Source organism: Granulicella aggregans, from assembly GCF_025685565.1.
Classification (GTDB): domain Bacteria; phylum Acidobacteriota; class Terriglobia; order Terriglobales; family Acidobacteriaceae; genus Edaphobacter; species Edaphobacter aggregans_B.
In genome coordinates this window covers 1328446-1346631 of record NZ_JAGSYE010000002.1, presented here as the reverse complement: position 1 = coordinate 1346631, position 18186 = coordinate 1328446, and the positions used below count along the sequence as shown (strand labels likewise).

Genomic DNA, 18186 nt, shown 5'->3' with positions numbered 1-18186 from the left:
ACCATTATCGAATAGCGGAGAGGATATCCGACGCCGATAGCATATCGTTCATCGATCCAGATCGATATCCCTGCGCGTCCAGGGTGACATATTGAAATCCGAGATCCTTGATCGCCGGAGTGATCTGGTCGAGCACATGAATCGACAGGGCACGTGGCAGGTCCGCCCGGTCGATCTCAATCCGCGCCAGGTCGCCATGGTGCCGGACCCGAACCTGCATAAATCCAAGCGCATGGAGGATCTCCTCCGCAAGCTCCACCTGCGAAAGATTCTCCTTCGTCACCGTCCTGCCGTATTCGATGCGCGAAGCGAGGCAGGCCGATGCAGGCTTCTCCGCGATCGACAACTCAGCCGCCCGCGCCAGCGTGCGTATCTCAAATTTGCGAAGCTGCGCCGTGAACAACGGAGCAACCGCATGATGCTGCTCTGCGGCCATCTGGCCGGGGCGGAACTCACCCTTGTCGTCAAGGTTCATCCCGTAGGCGATATGTCGATACCCCAGCCGCTTACGTTCCTTCTCCATGCGCGTAAACAGCTCATCCTTGCAGTGAAAGCACCGGCGGCTATCGTTGCGCTGATAATCCGCGTTATCCAGTTCTTCAGTGTGCAGGATGTAGGTCGGAATCTTGTGCGTCTTTGTGAAATCCACGGCTGCAGAGAGCTCTGCGCGGGGAAGAGAAGCCGAGTCTGCAATCACCGCCAGCATGTTGTCGCCGAGCACGCGGTGCGCGCTCCATGCCAGATACGCCGAATCAGTGCCGCCGGAGTACGCGACCAGCACACTTCCAAGCTGGCTAAGGGTCCTGTCGAGGAGTGCAGATTTTTCCGTCAGAGTCATATTCATATCTCAGTCACCTGTCGCTACCGTTCGCGGCCTTTCTCTCCATTCGGGTTGGATGCAGAATCGGGGCCCAGAGAAACCTCGCTGACTACACCGTGCCAGTGTACGCAAACCAAGGCCATGCCTCAGTTAGGCCGGAGCAGCTGGCGGTTTCGGCTGAGTGAACCATAGCAACGGCTGGGTCACGGCTAAGGTGCTCAGCAGCTCTGGCGCGGCGCTCTCGGGCAGCGGTTGTAGTGTCCGCCACAGGTCGACATACTCCGGATGGCGATACGCCCGCCCAGCCAGCAAAAGACTGATCCGCTTCCCCGGCAGTTCTTTGAAGTGTGCCAAATCCGCTGGGTAAGGCCACACCGCTCGGTTCGCGATCGCCGGATAGTGGAACGCGACCGCCGCTCGAAGTCCCGGACCATCCTGCAGCTCAAACTCCCATGGATTGTCGAAGCGCGTCGTCATTAGCTCGCAAGCCAGGCATAGCAGGTCAAGATTGAAGAGGCAGTCGCGGAACGGGTTCGGCGACGAGACAACATGAGGAAAGATCCCGATGCCGGTGATCTCGGCCCTCAAAGTCATCGTGCGGAAGCGGTGGCGCAGCGCGCCCAGGGTGGCATCATCGGAGGTCAGCCCCTGCACATTCGCATCCGCGTAAGCCGCACTCTGGAAGAGCCACGAACTTCCATGCTGGTCCTTCATGTCGCGCGCCAGGCCCGCCGTCCGGGACTCGTTCATCCATGTCGCATACTCCGCGAACCATTTGCGGATCGCCGTCAGGTCCGCGGTAGTCAGAGCGTCGCTGGCGGCGAGGAATCGCACCGACCGTGCCACCTCCGCCAGGGGCACCGTCTCGATGACGCCCTCTGGCCTCCCCGATGCCGCGCCAGGGATCCGTTGTGCAAACTGGAGGCTCGGTGTCATGCGCGTGCCGGGGGTAACGAACCAAGCTCGAAGATGCTCTGCCGCCCGCGACGCATACCGCCCCTCTCGAGTGATCACGAAGGCTGCAGTCAGCGCCGCGACAACATGGCCCAGTTTGTACACTAGTTCCCGATGTGCGGCGAACGCATCGGGGTTGACGGTATTCGCTCGGTGCGCCCACAGCGCTGAAGATGCAGCATCGGCCCCGTCGGCAGGGAAGTAGTCCTCCGGTTCGGAGTAGTAATCATTTGCCGTCCTAGGCGAACGCTTTGCCGGGATCGAAGTGATCGGCTGAACCGGCTGCCCCATCGCAGCGTCAGCCATGGCCAGAATGCGGTCATGATCGATCGCCGCGACGTCGGGGCGGATGCCACCCGATGAGCCCGTCTGCCCATACATCCGGCCGTCCATCAGCGCGAAGCTCGTGGCTGTGGCAAGACCGGCCGCGCAAAACCTTCGTCGGGATGCGTCTCTCATGCGGCCCTCGCTCAAAGCCCGATTCTATGGCTTGCTCTCGTTCTCCCGCTCAAGCCAGTAACTCGATCGCGCCGTTACCTTCAAATCCGGATAGTCCTTCAGACTCAGCTCCAGCGCGTGAATCCCGGGCTCCGGCGACTGCGGATGAAAGCTCAACATATACCGGTTTGGAAGGTGATTCGAGATCGTCCCCAGGTCCTTCTCCAGCGACTTCACGTTGTCGAACTTGTAGTACTCTCCGCCGGTCAGATGGGCCACCGTCTCCGGTGTGTTGCGGCTGAGGCCGTGAATACCCGCCAGGATGGCCAACTTCGCAACCCGTATCGGTGGGATCAGGACGTTCAGACACTCAAACGCCTTCGCGACTTCATTCTCCGGGATATCGGGGTCAGCCTCGGGGTCCTTCGCCATGCATCCGCCTGGCGGTCCCGGAGTATCCGGCTGGCTGAACTTCTTCGCTTCATTCTTCGCGTCCGAACGTGTACTCGAAAACGCCGCGCTATAGATCACGGTATTCGTATCGCTCACCGCGCGCAGCGCCTCGGCAAGAGTTGTCGAGCTGCCATGATCCACGGTCTCGCTAAGCAGCAGAATCGCCCGCCGATACTCCGGCGGCTGCACACTCAAGATCTTCACTGCGAACGCCAGCGCGTCCAGGGTGGCCGCCTTTGGATCTCCAGCTTCCAGATTATTCAACGCAACTTCGACACGGTCCATGTGCGGCGTGAACTTTTGCACCAGCTCGGGATGGCTGTCGAACGCGACCACCCCGACCTTGTGCGGCACCCCGCCAATCAGCCCGTCGAGCATCGTAGGTAGCGTTCGATAGTTGTCGAGCTGCCGCCCACCGGCACCACCGGTCTCGACGACCACCAGCAGTGCGAGCGGCTGCGCCCCGGCATCGTCTTCGAGCGTCAGCTTCTGTTCTACTCCGTTGTCGGTCAGCGTGAAGTCCTTCGCCTTCAGCGTATAGACAAGCGCTCCTGACTTCGTCCTCACCAAAGCCGGAACCACCACCAGCGTGGACCGCACATTGATTGTCGTCACGGCTTGTGGCGGCTCTGCGCCTGACTGCGCCGCAGCGTCGGTTGCCGAAGTCTCCTGGGCCCAAACCATCTGTCCACAAAGCAAAGCCACCACGGTAATCAGCTGGAACTGCCCCATATGCAGCCAGTATAGCGATCTCCGGCATGGTTCATCCCGGCGGTGCTTCTCGATCACTCACAGCCAATTGGACCCCGGCACGCCGCATTTTGAGGATCTCGATGAGCGCGGCCACCGGTGTGATACCCGCCTCGCCTCGGTCGTGCCAAACGACCGCCTGGATCCCTACCAGCAAGGGAGTCGAGACGTGATGCGGACCTCTTGCGAATGCAGCATAGACCGGTGCCCCGCTCAAACCGCCTTCTACATTCGCATTGATGAGCCAGATCCGAATCGACTTCGCAGGGGACTCAAGTGCGCATCTCACCGGCACGTGCGCACCCTCATCCAGGGAGGTGATCATGCCGGACTCCGAGATCGGAAAGTCCATCAGCCTAAAGAACTCTGGCGGCGCCACGCCCACGGTGGCGATCTCCTGAGCTTCGTGCAGCGTGCTCAACTCGCTCTCCGTGGGAAGGGTATCGATCGCTGTGTCGGCCAGCTTGAAGTCATCCAGGTCGGCCACTTCTTTGTGACTCAGTGGAATCAAAGCCAGATCGGTCGCCGGGTCGGGGCTGGTCAGGAACTGACGGACCTGGTCTCGCTCCAGCAGCAGAGTCCGATAGCTGATGCCGCCTGCCCTCCGAGTCAAACGGACGGTGATGCTCTGCGGGTTCGGCCGCCCGCACCTCGCCCACTCGGGGTCGACCACGTGCCGCGCTGTGACCAGAAACCTTGCATTGCCGGTGCTCTCCTGGGGAAGCTTCAGAATAAAGCCAGTTCCGATCCGCTGTGCGGTTTCGCCAGGAACAGGTGCTGACGCATAGAGAAAGAGCACGGACTCGGAGATCGGCCACGCGATGGGCTTCGCATCCGTGATGGACTCAGAGGTGTCCTCGCCCGCGTCGCGATGGATCACCCGGGCATCGAGATCCCCCGCAGGAGGGCCGTCGAACGAAGGCCCATGCACTTCGCCAAGGCTCTCCTCGACCGTCGCGTCATGGAGCAGCGTGTTCGCAACGCCGTAAACAACGCTCGTCTCCTGAGCCTGTCGCAGAATCAGCAACTCCCGGGCGGACAAACATCGCGCACACTGTTCGAGGAGCGTCTCCCATGGGATCGCGGAGAGTCGTGTCGCGCGGAGTTGCTCGCAACTTCGAACCGGGTTGCATCCGCAGATCTCCAGGAACGACGCGAGTAGCAGCGCCATCGTAGCAATCCTTCGCCGGGGCGTTGCCGTCAGGCGCCGCATCTTCCAGCACCTCGAATACTTTTACCTGGTTCGACAACTGACAGGCAGGCAATGAAAAGGGCCGCCAGGGGCGGTCTTAAGCAGGACATGTGTAACTCCTTCGCTTGGCATGAAGCTCATCTGCGGCAAGCCCGGATTACAGGAAGAACTCTTTTTCAATTGTGTTGGGATAAGGAGAGATCAAGGACAAGCAGAGTGCCAAAATGGGACAGAAACTAACTTGAGCGAATAATACACCCGTAGGGCGATTGTGCAAGCAGAATTGCATCCACCGTTTTATAAGAACGCAGGAGGCTATCCGCGACATGGTAGAGATCATCGACTCTCACCACCATCTATGGCGTTACACCACTGAAGACTACGGCTGGATCGGCCCTCAAATGCAGGTGCTGAAGCGCGACTTCCTGCCCGAAGATCTCTCGCGCGAGATGGCCGCAGCGCAGGTTCACGGCTCGGTCGCCGTCCAGGCTCGTCAGACCATCGAAGAGACCCGCTGGCTTCTTGATCTCGCCGCACAGAACCCCGCCCTCCGGGGCGTCGTCGGCTGGCTGCCCATCGTTCACGGTGACCTCCCTTTACAGCTCTCCGATCTCGGCGATATCGCAAACTTGAAGGGACTACGGCACGTCATTCAGGACGAGCCCGATGAGAACTTCATTCTGCGCGACGACTTCAACGTCGGCATCGCATCGCTGCTCGGCACCGGTCTCGTCTACGACATCCTGATCCACGAGCGCCACCTGCCTCAGGCAGCTATCTTCGTGTCACAGCATCCGAAGCAGGCCTTCGTCCTCGACCACCTCGCCAAGCCGAAGATCGCCGCAGCGGAGATCGAGCCATGGCGCAGCAATCTCTTTGCCCTCGCCGCTCACCCCAATGTCTTCTGCAAACTCTCCGGCCTGGTCACCGAAGCCGATTGGGAGAGATGGACCTTAGCAGACCTGCGGCCCTACCTCGACGCCGCAATAGTGGCCTTTGGCCCCGAACGACTCATGGCCGGGTCCGACTGGCCCGTATGCCTCCTCGCCAGCGGATACACGCGCTGGTGGGAGACACTCCGAGGATGGATGAAAGACTTCGACGTGCAGCATCAGGAAGCGATCCTCGGTCAGACCGCGCAGCGTGTCTATCGCCTCTAGACCGATACAACCTGGCGGCGTGAAGCATGTCGTGTAAGAATGGCCTGCCACGCTCCAATTTCATTACAAAAAACAATTGAAAGGGCCGGTTTTGCTTAAGGGCACGGCTTCAGCCGTGCCGTAATGGCCCTATATGCAATGCGGCTTTAGCCGCTGGGGTACGCTTCGTTCTATCCAACCCTTCCAACCATCTCCTAAAGGACAACGAAATGTCTCGAATCGACGACCGGCTTCGCGAACTGGGTCTTACGCTGCCGCCACCCCTCCGGATTCCCAGCGGCGTTAAGCTTCCCTTCAACTTCGTCCACGTGGTGGGTACTCGAGCTCTCTTCTCCGGCCACGGACCGCAAGCCGCCGATGGAGCAATCGCGCAGCCTGTCGGCAAAGTTGGCCGCGAGCTAACGCCGGAAGAGGGATACGTTGCGGCTCGGCTAACCGGCCTGGCAATTCTCGGCAGTCTGAGCCGTGCGCTCGGAGACCTGGACAGAATCAAGGGGTGGACGCGCGTCTTCGGGATGGTCAACTCCGCCCCCGGCTTCAATCAGCAACCGGGCGTCATCAACGGATTCTCTGACCTCATCCTGGAGGTCTTTGGTCCGGAGATCGGTGCCCATAGCCGCAGCGCTGTAGGTATGGCCGAACTACCCTTCAATATTCCGGTAGAGATTGAGGGCGAGGTCGAGATTTGAACGCCATAAGCCTCTCTACAGTCGAGGGCCTTTCTCCATGACACCAACGTTGGATTGAGACAACTTTCGGGGCCGGTTACGGTGTCTAACGGCGGTGTCCCATGAAAAATAAAGCGCGTTTCCCCCACAGAGTGAAGCAGGACGGCTCGGACGACACCATGTGTCTTGCCTGCTTCAAGACGATCTCCCGTGACGAGTTTGAAGGCTCTGCCCGTTCGGCCAGCGTGGAGGAGCATGATCACATCTGCGCCTTCGCATTTCCTGAACGCCGCGCCAATGAGATTACGTTCGAGGACGGGCCGAAGCGGCGACGCTCGGACATGGATTGGCAGATTCTGATCAGCCGCGAGGCGTTCGTCCCCGGCGAATAGCGAGCGTCTCCTGCCGCACGATCCGTCGACGATTGCGATACCCTTGATGCAGTGGCTTTGCCTTCTACATTCAACGACTTTATCGGCAACGCGCTTGCTGTGGAACACCTGCGTACAGCCATCGCGGCGGGGCGGCTGCCTCACTCGCTGATTCTCTCCGGACCGAGCGGCGCGGGCAAGTACACGCTGGCCCTGATGCTGGCCATGGCGGTAGAGTGCGATCGCCAGCCCCGCGATCTCTGGTCGAACGGCCAATCGCTGGCCAGCTTCTGCGGAGTCTGCGCGAACTGCACCCGCATTGCATCGGCCGCAGGTCTTGAAGAGCAGGTGGAGGCAGCGGTCGCTGCCCGTGAAGAGCTGCGCGAGACCGACAAGAAAGAGACACGGGTTCTAGTTCAGCCGCATCCCGACGTGCTCATCATCCCCCCCGATCCTCCGCAGCTTCTCATCAAGCTGGGGCAGGTGCGGACGCTGATCCAGCGATCGCACTACCTGCCGAGCGAGGCTCCGCGAAAGATCTTCATCCTTACGGCGGCAAACTTCATGAAGGAGGCGGCAAACTCACTGCTGAAAGTTCTTGAGGAGCCGCCGGACACGGTCCACATCATCATCCTCGCGGAAAATCCGGGAGAGCTGCTTCCGACGATCCGCTCCCGCTGCGGGACCGTGCGGCTGGGAGCACTGCCTGTGGAAGAGATCGAGATGCTGCTGGCCGACCGGCGCCCCGAGATTCAACCGGCTCAGCGCCTCCTCGTCGCGCGGCTCGCCCAGGGCGCAGCAGGCAAGGCGCTCGGCTTCGATCTCGCCGCGTATACCGCAGCCCGTGCAGACGCCTTGATCTTCATCCGCGACGCCGCCGCGAGCGCCTCCGGCAGCGCAGATGCCGACCACACCGTCCTCTTCCGCATGACCGAGACCTATCGCGCCGGGGCTGAAGGTCAGCAGAAGACGACTGCCCTGTTGCGATCGCTCTCTTTGCTGTTGGAAGATCTGCTGTTGCTGAGCGCGGGAACTCCGGAACTGGTGCGCAACACGGACCTTCGGCCGGAGTTGGAGCGGCTTGCGGCGACGCTGTCCTTTCGCTGGATCGAACAGGCGAGCCGGGGCCTCGACCAGGTCCAGTCCGGAATGCGCCGAAACCTGCTGCGAAACCTGTCGCTCGACGCCTTTGCGACACAGCTGGCTCAGACCTAGACATTTGGCCACTCGGAACTGCGGCTCGAAGTTCTGCGCGCGACGAATATGCGACGAAGTATCCGTCACTTCTACGGCGCGGAAGGCGTCTAATTGCGAAGTGACCTATTCCCCGCGAATTCGCGACTATACTTGGATTTTGGTATCGTCGCGCTGTGTTCCGCGCACCTGAACAGTACGAAATGAGGTCAGACTCAACAATGGAAACTCCGACACAAAAGCCCGGACTGGTCGAGCGCCTTCGTGGCCATCGCCTTACCACTACGTTTGTTTTGCTTGGAACTCTCTCTGTAGGCATCCTTGCGGGGTCGGTGCTTACCCATGGCGTCAGCGGCAAGGAACAGGCAGTGGACTCCTCAGACGCGCGACCTCTGACCGTGCCCGACCCGGTGATCTTGTCGAACGGCTTTTCGAAGATCGCAAAGGCAGTCGGCCCCGCAGTCGTGAACATCAACACGGAAGAGCTGGCGAAGCCTGTATCCCCTAAAAAGGGCAAGCGTGGCCTGCAGCGCGGTCCGTTGGTGGTGCCTCCGGGCGGTAGTGGTGGCGACGATTCGCAAAACCCGAACGACAACATGCAGGACTTTTTTAACCATTTCTTCGGCGGCCAGGGTGGACAGGGCGGCGATGACGACGGTAGCGATCAGGGATCGCGTCGCGCACTGGGCTCCGGTTTCATCGTGGACTCGCGCGGATACATCATCACCAACAACCACGTAGTCGACAAGGCCGACAAGATCTACGTGAAATTGTCGACCGATCCCGATGGCGGCCCCGGAGATAATGGCCGCCCCGCGAAGCTGATCGGCGTCGACAAGGACACCGATATCGCGGTGATCAAGATCGACACCACCGAGCCGCTGCCTACAATCAAGCTCGGCAACTCCGACGGCGCGCAGGTAGGCGACTGGGTCCTCGCTGTAGGCAGCCCCTTTGCCCTGGCAAAGACGGTAACGGCGGGCATCGTCTCGGCAAAGAACCGCACCATCGAAGGCGGCCAGCAGAGCCAGTTTCAGCGCTTCATCCAGACCGATGCAGCGATCAATCCCGGTAACTCCGGCGGCCCTCTGGTCGATATGACCGGCTCGGTAATCGGCATGAACACCGCCATCTACACCCAATCCGCGGGCAGCGAAGGCGTAGGGTTTGCGATGCCTTCGAACACCATCATCGGCGTCTACAACATGCTGATCGGGCCCGACCACAAGGTGACGCGCGGATCGATCGGCATCAGCTTCCAGCCGAATCTTTCTTCGGCGGTAACCCGCGTATACGGCTTCACCAACGGCGGTGTGATGATCGCCGCAGTCGACCCGAATGCCCCGGCGGCAAAAGCAGGATTGAAGCCGGACGACGTAATCGTCTCCATCGATGGCCGTCCCATTAAGGATGGTGACGACCTGGTGGCTGATATATCAAGCCGCAAGATTGGCTCGAACGTGCAGCTTGGTTACCTGCGTGGCGGTAACAAGATGACAGCATCGGTGGGCATCGCGGATCGAAATAAGATCTTCGCAGCTACAGCTCCGGATAGCGACGATACTTCGGCGCCGACAGAGTCCGATGCTGGCGAAGGCAAGCTCGGTATCACCGTCTCGACCATTCCCCCGGCGATTGCAAGCAAGCTCGGCGGAGTGAAGGGCGTGATCGTAACTGGCGTCCGGCCTGACTCCTTTGCCGACGACATCAATCTCGAAAAGGGTGCGGTGATCGTCGCCATCAACAAAAAGCCGGTGACGGACGAAGCCAGCTACAAGGCGATCGTATCGGCGCTGAAGCCGGGCGAGGACGTGGTCTTCGTGATTCGGATCCCGGGTCAGAAGAACGGCGGCAACTCATATGTTGGCGGAACGCTTCCGTAAACCCATCGCAATAAAAAACAGAGCGGCGCGGAGACAATCTCCGCGCCGTTTTCTTGTTTGCCATTCCCGCAATGGATCTGTGTCTCCCGGCTCTACCGGCCATCTAACGCGGGTGCAACCGCATCATCAGCGGGTCTTTGGGTCGAAGCGTGATCTTTTCCTGAATCTCTGGGGGTGCGCTCTCGCCATAGCTGAGACGCCATCTTTGCGCCAGCGTCGCAATCGAGAACACGCCCTCCATCCACGCGAACGACTCCCCAATACACTGCCGCGACCCTCCCCCAAAGGGGAAGTATGTGTACTTCGGACGTCGTGCCTTGTTCTCCGCACTGAAGCGGTCGGGATCGAAGCGCGGCGGATCAGGAAAATACTCCTCCGTCCGCCCCATCATGTACTGGCTGAAGAAAAAGTGCGCTCCCGGCGGTATCAGGTACTCGCCAAGCTGCACCGGCTTCGTCGACATCCGCCCCATCGCCCATGCCGGCGGATAAAGCCGCATCGACTCGGCAAAGACCTGCTCGGTGTACTTCAGGTTCGGATAGTCGGCCAGCGTAGCGAGACGCTTCTCTTCTCCTACACCCAACACCGCATCCAGTTCCGCGTGAAGCTTCGCCTCAACTTCAGGGTTCTGGCTCAGCAGATACCACGTCCAGGTAAGGCCGTTCGCGACCGTCTCATAGCCAGCGAGGAAGATCGTTAACACCTCGTCGCGCACCTGCTCGTCAGACATGCCGGTAAAGTTTCCCTGCGCATCGGCCTGCTCGTCGCGCGATTGCAGCAGCATCGAGAGCAGGTCGCCGGGGTCAGGCTTGCCCGCCGCTGTCGCTTCCTTGTGCTCGCGAATCAGCCTGTCGACGACCGCGTCGAGCCGCGCTTTGGATTGCCGAAACTTCATAATCCCTGGGATCGGCAGCTTCATAAACAGCTCAATCCGCGGAAACGCGACGATGAAGTTGTACAACCCCATGATCGTGTTCACCTCGTCGTTGATACGGCGGATGTCCTCGGTCACCTCGGTATCGAAGAGCGTCCGCGCCACGATCTCGAGCGAAAGTTCCATGCTCGCGGCTGCAATGTCGATAGGCTCGTCAGGCTGCGCACGCTGCTCCCAGCGCTCGTTCTGCGCCGCAGCACAAGCGACGATCTGGTCGCCATAAGCCGCTATCCGCTGGCGATGAAACGCCGGTGCCGCGATGCGCCGCTGGCGAATATGAATGGGATCGTCGGACGTGATCAGGCCCTCACCCAGCAGCACCTTCATCCGCCGAACCGTGCGCTCCTTTACGAACGCCGCGCCCTGCGTCACCAGGATCTCGCGAATATAGTCGGGATCGTTCACGAAGACGATGGGCGTGCCAAACAACTTGTAGCAGGCGATGTTCCCGTAAGTCTTGTGCAGGTGCTCGAACAGCAGAATCGGATGCCCAAGCTTCACCCACGGCTTGAATGCATAGAAGGGAAGCGACCGCTTCAAACCGGGCGGCAGCCGGTACTCCGGCGGCGCCGACTCTACCTTCAGCGATCCAGTGGGCCCATTCAAAGGCAGCACTGGCGGAGTCATCTGGCCTCCTGCGAATCCACCGAGATCCGCGCATTGACGATCTCGTAGATCTTCTCCTCGATCACGTTGATCGAAGCCTCATCCGCAATCGTTACCACCCGTCCCGTATCCCTCGCCGCAATCTCCTGATACTTCGCATAGATGCGGCGGTAGAACGGATCGCCCTCGCGCTCGAAGCGGTTTTCATCGGTGCCCAGCTTCGCCACATGCCGCTGGTTCCTGTTCCGCGCCCGCTCCAGCGACGGCTCCAGAGGTGGCAGCAGCAGGATCGTCAGGTCTGGCTGCAGGCCGTCGCAGACCGCCGCATGAAGCGCCAGCACCCGCGCACTGCCAAGCTCGCGTCCGCCGCCCTGGTAGGCCTCGGAGCTGTCCGTAAACCGGTCGCACAGCACGATGGCTCCATCCTCAAGCGCGGGAAGAACTACCTCGGCGATAGCCTGCGCGCGGTCAGCGAACATCAGCGTCAACTCGGCTACGGGCGCGATCGCTCCCAGCGAACTCTCGCTTCGCGAATCAAGCACCACACCGCGGATTCGGTCACCGAGCGCCGTCCCACCCGGCTGCCGCAGCGAGACCACCTTATGCCCCAGCCTCGTCAAAGAGGCCGCCAGTCGGCGAAGCTGTGTCGTCTTGCCCGAGCCGTCCAGACCCTCGAAGGTGATAAAAAAGCCATGCGGCATAAGCAAAGTCTATCGTAGCGACCCGCGCGCGAACACCTGCGGAAGAAGCCACTTCGATTGCATCAAGCATACCGTGTACGCACGGTCATCGCGACCGCAAGGAAAGACTCCAGCGCGGATCGCCCACTCCCGCCACGACGGAGAGACTTCCTTCATCGCCTTCTTTGAGCGGAGGCCCCGTGAACTTATGCTCTACCTGCGCAGCGTCCGTGTAAGCGAGCTTCACCGTCCCCGAGCCGAGCACCTTGAACCGGTACTTGAACTCCTGCCCCGGCGCAATGGTCTGCGTTCCGAAGCTTGCGCTCGGATACTCCACCTGCACCACCGAGATTGGTGTTGGGCCGTGATTGCTGATCGTCGCACTCACATAAGCGGAGTGGCAGCCCGAGATCATCAAAACCGCTGCCAGCACGGCAACCACGCCTGCAACTCTCCGTCCGCGCACCGATCTCTTCCATTGCCCCGCGCCCGCAGTTGCGACGTCGCACATCTTCTTCCTCATCTACTCAGCCTACCAGCCGCGCTATTCCGGCAGAACATAGCTGGCACCTAGCAGTCGGGCCGTCAGGACGACTCCATTCCGCCCGTCGTGAAGGCTTATCGGAAACGCCAGAACACTCCATGCGGGCGTGCCAGTCTCCCCCGTCGACTCAAGGCCCGTCGGGTCGATCGCAAGCAGTCCGCGACGGCTGCGATCGATATACGTCTCCCGCTGCATCGCAACCGAACTGATGATCTGCCGCCAGTCGCGCATCATGGTCGGCATTTCGTCGAAGAGGCTGCGGCCCGGAAACCACTCTCGCGGCTGTCCCAGGTAATCCGCGGCGGCCTCATTCACGTAGACCCATCGCCCGTCCGCACCCAGCACCTGCACCAGCACATCCGAGCCAATTGCCAGGCCGATCCGCGAGTAAAAGAATTCGCGAGCATCCACCACCACCGGCGTGCCCCGCCGCTTGGCCTCCAGCGACCGCAGCGCATTGATCAGGTCCTCATTGGAGCTGTATCCCTTCAGCAGATGCATATCCTCAACGCCGCCAAACCGGTACTCCAGCGTCGCCGAGAGGATGATGATTGGCACCTCCGGACGCGCCTCCTTGAGCCGCGTCGCCACTTCGGTTCCGAACTTTCCTTCGCCGAGGTGGTAGTCCAGCACGGCTATGTCGATCTCGGCGATGGCCTCCATGGCCTCTTCCACCGTGCTCGCCGCCGCGCACTCGTACCCCTGTTGCCGCAGCGCAAGGCTTCGCAGGAACAGCGTGGTGGGCTCGTCGTCCAGAAGCAGCACCCTCACTGATGGACCGTTACTCCGTCCTGCTTCAATGGAACTGATCGAAATTGAGTCACTCATCATCAACTTGGATGCGAACTGAGAGCACGTAGTGTGTCCTTGCGCACATTTGCAGTTGATTTCAGTTTATTCACTCTTCGCTTTCAGTTGCCTGACGATCTCTGGAAGCCGGTTAAAGATCGCGACCGAACGCAGCCACTGCCGGTTCTCGATCGCCGGATATCCGCTCACCGTGATTCCCGGCGCCACGTCGCCCGGTATTCCGCTCTGCGCCGTGGCGATCGCTCCATCGCCCACAGTGCAGTGCCCCGCAACCCCAACCTGCCCGGCCAGGATCACATTGTTCCCCACAGCCGTCGATCCCGCCAGCCCCACCTGTGCGCACAACAGCGTATCTCTCCCCACCGTCGACCCATGCCCCACCTGCACCAGGTTGTCGATCTTGCTGCCCGAGCCCACCCGCGTCTCGCCGATGGAAGCCCGGTCGATACAAGCGTTCGCCTGTACTTCCACAGAGTCTTCCAGTACCGCCGCTCCCGATTGGCGGATCTTGTACCACGCTCGTCCTGCGAACTCTTTCCCGTGCTGCCGGGCAAATCCAAAGCCGTCCGCGCCCACGATCGCGCCATTCTGGAGCGTCACATCATCGCCCAGCCTGCAGTGTTCCCTCACTACCGCGTGCGCATGCGCGAAGAACCGATCACCCGTTCGCACATGCGGATACAGCACCACGTGGGAGAGGACGACCGCGTCATCCCCCAGAATGACGTGTTCCCCGATCACGGCGTACGCCCCAATATGCGCATTCGCTCCGATCCGAGCCGTCTCAGCGACCACCGCCGTGGGATGAATGCCCGGCACATACGCCGGCGCGCTGTAAAAGATCTCGATCGCCCGCGCGAATGCCAGGTAAGGATTCGCAACCCGCAGCGTCGGAGCGGGGATCTCGGGAAACTCCGGCTCCACCAGCACCGCCGCCGCCGCCGTGTAGCGCGCTTGGGCGGCGTATTTTGGATTCGCTACGAAGGTCAGCTCACCCGGACCCGCCTCTTCGATCCCTGCAACACCCTTGACCAGCGCCTCTGGATCGCCCGTCAAATGGGCACCGAGCCGTTCGGCTAGGGCCGACAGGGTGATCGTGATTGCGGGCGCATCCGGTAGCAGGGAATCGATAGGCATGACGACGATTGTAGCCGCCCGGCACGCCCTCCCGTACTCATTTCGGCCCGGTCAGTTCGGCCTGGTATTGCGCGGCGTTAGGGCCTCGAACAGGCTCTTCTGGATCTCCTCCGGCGTTCGCTCCGGTACCGGCTTCATCCGCGACGGTGTCGTGATCACCGCCAGAATCTGTAGGCTATCGATCGCCGCCCGCGGCACGAAGATTCGCTGCGTGTTCGACCGGATGTCCGGCGGCGCGACGTGCAGACCGCCGTCCTCCATCAGCGAGTCCAGCAGCGAAAGGTCTGCTGCCGCCAGTCCCTCAAGCGTCTCCGCGGCGCGCTCCGGGAACCTATCTGCCCCCCGGAAAGTCATCCGGACCCACACCCCCTCGTTGCGAGGCCGCGCCAGGAATGCCCGCCTCGTCAGCCGCTCCGGGTTGGTGGTGTCCGCAAGGTTGAAGTCGCGAACGTAGCTGATCATTCTTACGTCGCCTAGAGGGATCTCGATCAGCCTTCCGGAGAGGTCGAGAAGCTCGACCACGCGGGCGCTGCCCGTGCCGTGCGTAAATCCTGACAAGGGAAGATATCCAGGTAGGATCTCGCCCGTCATTCGCCGCAGGATCGTCTTCTTCTTCGCGCTCGACATAAGTTCCCCGCCGCCCTTGCCTTGTCACTTCGCCGTGCAGGCAACTGGCGGATTGTCGCACAACTCAGTCCTTCGTGGGAGTGGATCGCCACAAAAAAGGTGCATAATGGTGGCCAATAAGCCGTCATTATGGTAAAGTTGGGTTTTGCGTCCGTCTCTTTAGCCTCGCTAAGAGATTGATTCGTAGAGAGTTAGAGCCGTTCCGGGAATCGCCTGGAGACCTCCGTTGCTTCTCTGCGATTCGCAACGCAATGCTGTTTCCTCACCCTGGAGTGTTCCCGGAAGATATGGCCGACTACATCTACCTGCTTGAAAGCAGACTCTCGAAAGACCAGCAGCATGCTCTGAATGTCCTGCGCGAGATCGCCCGTGAACGCAGTCTCACCATTTTTCTCGTCGGAGGCGCGGTTCGCGATCTGACCAGCGGTTCGCCCGTCCGCGACCTCGATGTAGTGGTCCAGGGCAACGCCCTCAAACTCCGGAAAGACATCGAGAAGGCCGGCGGCGTCATCTCCGGTGAGTCGGACGCCGGTCAGGCGCTCTTTGTCCGCTTCCCCGGAAGTGTCCGCGTAGAGCTTGGCAGCACTCTCACCATCTCCTACCCTAAGCCGGGAAAGCCGGTGGTGAAGCCCGCTGGCATCCTCGACGACCTCCGTCGCCGCGACTTTACCGCCAACGCCATGGCGCTCTCGCTCAATGCCGGTTCTTTCGGGCTGCTCATGGACCCGTTGAACGGTGTCGCCGACATCGAAAACCGTGAACTTCGCCTCGTCAGCAACTACGGCTTCATCGAAGACCCTATCCGCATGGTTCGCGCCACCCGCCTCATGGCCCGGCTCGGATGGGGCATGGACGAGAAGACCCAGTCCCGCTATGAGACCGGCAAGCAGGAGGGATACATCTCCGTCGCTTCCGCCTTCAGCCGAGGATACGAGGCCGAAGAGGTAGTCCACGAGGAAGACCCGATCCGGGTCCTGAAGCGGCTCGAATCCGAAGGTTGGCTCAAGGAGATCGCGCCCGCCTGGACCGCCGCCAAGGCGAACGAGCCGGAGCTTGAACGTCTGCGCGAGAGCCAGACCCAGCTCCAGATGCAGGGTATCCACCCCTCGCCCGCGGCTGCCAACTTCCCTCTGCTCACAGCCAAGATGTCCGCTGCGGAGATTGCTGACCTCAAGGCGAGCTTCCCTCGGGTAGGCTTCGTCCGCGAGATTGAGGCGCTCGATGCCGAGGCGAAAGATCTCTCTGCCCAGCTGACCGCGAAGACGGCAGCGCTGCCCTCGCAGGCCTGGAAGCTGCTCTACTCCGCCAAGCCCGAAGCCGTCCTCCAGGTGGCCTTCTCCTCGAAGAGCGCCGCCATCCAGGCGAAGTTCAAGAGCTTCTTTACCGAGTGGCCGCAGGCTCGCCAGAAGGTTCCGTACGCGCTCATGCAGGAGATGCGCATCGTTCCCGAACTTCCGGGCTACGATGCCTTCGTCGAGTCGCTCGTCTTCGAGCTCATGGACGGGAAGTTGACCGATCCCGAAGACCTCAAGGCGTTTCTGGAACCGTTCTCGCCTCCCGCCCCGCCGCCGCCAGTCCATCTTCGCCGACCGCGCGCGCCGAAAAAAGACGCCAAATCCCCGAAGGGGAGGGCCAAGAAGCAGGCCGTCGAAGGGAACGAAGATGCCAACGACGAAGCTGCTTCGAACTCAGAAGAGGCTGTGACCGAGGTCGTTTCGCCGGTATCTGCTACGCCCGAGGTGTCTGCTACACCTGCTGCCCCAACTCCGAAGAAGAATGCTCCGGCGAAGGTCGCTCCTTCCAAGGCTGCGGTCGTTCCCCCTGCCCCCGCAAAGGCCGTTCCCGCCAAAGCTGTGAAGGCCATCGCCGCCTCCGCTGCGGCGGCCCCAGCCGCGAAGAAGATTGCGCCTGTCAAGGCGGCCCCGGCAAAGAAGACGGTTCCCGCAAAGACCGTGGCCAGAGCTGCGAAGAAGACAGTGGCGAAAGCCCCCGTTGCCAAAAAGGCAGCTCCAGCGAAGACGCCCGTGAAAGCCTCGAAGCCGTCGGCAAAGAAGCAGGCTGCGAAGCCCGCTCCCAAGCCCGTCGGCAAAGCGGCCGTCAATAAGGCGGCAGCCAAGGCGCCTGTAAAAGCTTCCGCCAAGCCATCGGCTAAAGCGATCCCAAAGCCTGCTGCTAAGTCTCCGGTGAAGGGTGCAAAGACGACGGCGAAACCAGTCGCGAAGAAGACAGTCGTTCCCGCAAAGAAATCCGCCGCGGCAAAGAAACGCCGCTGATCTTTCATCCTTTGAAGGGCAGCATTGTGAAGCGCCTCGGTCACGCTTTCGGTCGGTGAGAAAACCGCATCCTAGCAACCAAAGGGGGATCTTCTCAATGGTCGTTGCGGTTTTACAGGGATCGGTTCGCACAGAGCGCATGGGCGCTCGTGCCGCAAAGTGGGTCCTCTCTCAACTCAAGGCGCGCGGGCATGAGGCCGTCCTCATCGATGCCGCCGCGCTCGACCTCCCACTCCTGGACAAGATGTGGAAGGAGATCAAGAGCGAAACCTCAGGGGACTCAGCTTCGCTCCGCGTAAAGCTGGCCCAGATCGCTGAGCTCTACGCTCGCGCCGACGGCTACGTGATCGTCAGCGGCGAGTACAATCACAGCATTCCGCCTGCCCTCACCAATCTCATCGACTACTTCCTGGAGGAGTACGCCTTCCGCCCTTCGGCGATCGTCTGCTACTCGGCCGGTCGCTACGGTGGCGTCCGCGCTGCGATGCAACTTCGCGCTCTTCTGCCGGAAGTGGGGCTGCCCACCATTCCATCCCTGCAGCCCATCCCGTCCATAGGCGAATCGCTAAGCGCGGAAGGAGTTGCTCTCACCCAAGATCTCGCCGAAAAATCCGGCAAGTTCTTCGACGAGTTCGACTGGTATATGCGCGCCATGAAAGCGGAGCGGGAAAAAGGCGTCCCTTACTGAAACT

17 protein-coding genes are annotated in these 18186 nt (G+C 61.0%); 7 read left to right on the top strand and 10 right to left on the bottom strand.

Annotated features, from left to right (window positions below; all coding sequences use genetic code 11):
• Positions 1–4 precede the first annotated feature (4 nt).
• The 4 genes from larE to OHL18_RS15060 all read right to left on the bottom strand — a co-directional run bounded on the left by larE (position 5) and on the right by OHL18_RS15060 (position 4586).
• Positions 5–838 (bottom strand): ATP-dependent sacrificial sulfur transferase LarE, encoded by an 834-nt coding sequence (gene larE, locus OHL18_RS15075; RefSeq protein ID WP_263375669.1) that lies wholly within the window; start codon positions 836–838, stop codon positions 5–7.
• A 132-nt stretch (positions 839–970) separates the two neighbouring features.
• Positions 971–2233: an alginate lyase family protein gene (locus OHL18_RS15070; RefSeq protein ID WP_263375668.1), complete on the bottom strand. Its 1263-nt coding sequence runs from the start codon at positions 2231–2233 to the stop codon at positions 971–973.
• A gap of 24 nt (positions 2234–2257) precedes the next feature.
• A complete protein-coding gene (locus tag OHL18_RS15065; RefSeq protein ID WP_263375667.1) occupies positions 2258–3397 on the bottom strand; it encodes a VWA domain-containing protein in 1140 nt (379 codons plus the stop codon).
• A gap of 31 nt (positions 3398–3428) precedes the next feature.
• A complete protein-coding gene (locus OHL18_RS15060; RefSeq protein WP_263375666.1) occupies positions 3429–4586 on the bottom strand; it encodes a serine protease in 1158 nt (385 codons plus the stop codon).
• Positions 4587–4933: 347 nt separating this feature from the next.
• Here OHL18_RS15060 and OHL18_RS15055 point away from each other — a divergent pair, with 347 nt between their 5' ends.
• The 5 genes from OHL18_RS15055 (at position 4934) to OHL18_RS15035 (ending at position 9883) form a co-directional block, all read left to right on the top strand.
• Positions 4934–5767 (top strand): amidohydrolase family protein, encoded by an 834-nt coding sequence (locus OHL18_RS15055; protein ID WP_263375665.1) that lies wholly within the window; start codon positions 4934–4936, stop codon positions 5765–5767.
• Positions 5768–5976: 209 nt separating this feature from the next.
• Entirely contained in the window at positions 5977–6456 is a 480-nt protein-coding gene (locus OHL18_RS15050) for a RidA family protein (protein ID WP_263375664.1), read from the top strand.
• A gap of 101 nt (positions 6457–6557) precedes the next feature.
• Positions 6558–6827, top strand: coding sequence for a hypothetical protein (locus tag OHL18_RS15045; RefSeq protein ID WP_263375663.1), 270 nt, complete (start codon positions 6558–6560; stop codon positions 6825–6827).
• Between the two features lie 51 nt (positions 6828–6878).
• On the top strand, positions 6879–8021 hold the full coding sequence (locus OHL18_RS15040; protein WP_263375662.1) for a DNA polymerase III subunit: 1143 nt from the start codon (positions 6879–6881) through the stop codon (positions 8019–8021).
• Between the two features lie 200 nt (positions 8022–8221).
• Positions 8222–9883 carry a trypsin-like peptidase domain-containing protein gene (locus OHL18_RS15035; RefSeq protein ID WP_263375661.1) on the top strand — a complete coding sequence of 554 codons (1662 nt, stop codon included), beginning with the start codon at positions 8222–8224 and terminating at the stop codon, positions 9881–9883.
• A 103-nt stretch (positions 9884–9986) separates the two neighbouring features.
• Here OHL18_RS15035 and OHL18_RS15030 read toward each other — a convergent pair whose 3' ends face one another.
• The 6 genes from OHL18_RS15030 to OHL18_RS15005 form a co-directional block, all read right to left on the bottom strand.
• Entirely contained in the window at positions 9987–11444 is a 1458-nt protein-coding gene (locus tag OHL18_RS15030) for a cytochrome P450 (RefSeq protein ID WP_263375660.1), read from the bottom strand.
• Positions 11441–12124, bottom strand: coding sequence for a dTMP kinase (gene tmk, locus OHL18_RS15025; RefSeq protein WP_263375659.1), 684 nt, complete (start codon positions 12122–12124; stop codon positions 11441–11443). The genes OHL18_RS15030 and tmk overlap by 4 nt, the downstream gene beginning before the upstream one ends.
• Positions 12125–12209: 85 nt before the next feature.
• On the bottom strand, positions 12210–12626 hold the full coding sequence (locus OHL18_RS15020; RefSeq protein ID WP_263375658.1) for a hypothetical protein: 417 nt from the start codon (positions 12624–12626) through the stop codon (positions 12210–12212).
• Between the two features lie 21 nt (positions 12627–12647).
• The gene (locus OHL18_RS15015) at positions 12648–13418 is read right to left on the bottom strand and encodes a response regulator (protein ID WP_317890501.1); all 771 of its coding nucleotides are present in this window, start codon (positions 13416–13418) and stop codon (positions 12648–12650) included.
• Between the two features lie 123 nt (positions 13419–13541).
• Positions 13542–14552: a UDP-3-O-(3-hydroxymyristoyl)glucosamine N-acyltransferase gene (lpxD, locus tag OHL18_RS15010; protein ID WP_263375768.1), complete on the bottom strand. Its 1011-nt coding sequence runs from the start codon at positions 14550–14552 to the stop codon at positions 13542–13544.
• Positions 14553–14645: 93 nt separating this feature from the next.
• Complete coding sequence (locus tag OHL18_RS15005) at positions 14646–15221, bottom strand: DUF6982 domain-containing protein (RefSeq protein ID WP_263375656.1); 576 nt, start codon at positions 15219–15221, stop codon at positions 14646–14648.
• Between the two features lie 287 nt (positions 15222–15508).
• On the opposite strand from OHL18_RS15005, the gene OHL18_RS15000 reads away from it, so the two are divergent.
• Both OHL18_RS15000 and OHL18_RS14995 read left to right on the top strand, forming a co-directional pair.
• Entirely contained in the window at positions 15509–17494 is a 1986-nt protein-coding gene (locus OHL18_RS15000) for a CCA tRNA nucleotidyltransferase (RefSeq protein ID WP_263375655.1), read from the top strand.
• Between the two features lie 97 nt (positions 17495–17591).
• On the top strand, positions 17592–18182 hold the full coding sequence (locus tag OHL18_RS14995; protein WP_263375654.1) for an NADPH-dependent FMN reductase: 591 nt from the start codon (positions 17592–17594) through the stop codon (positions 18180–18182).
• Positions 18183–18186: the final 4 nt, after the last annotated feature.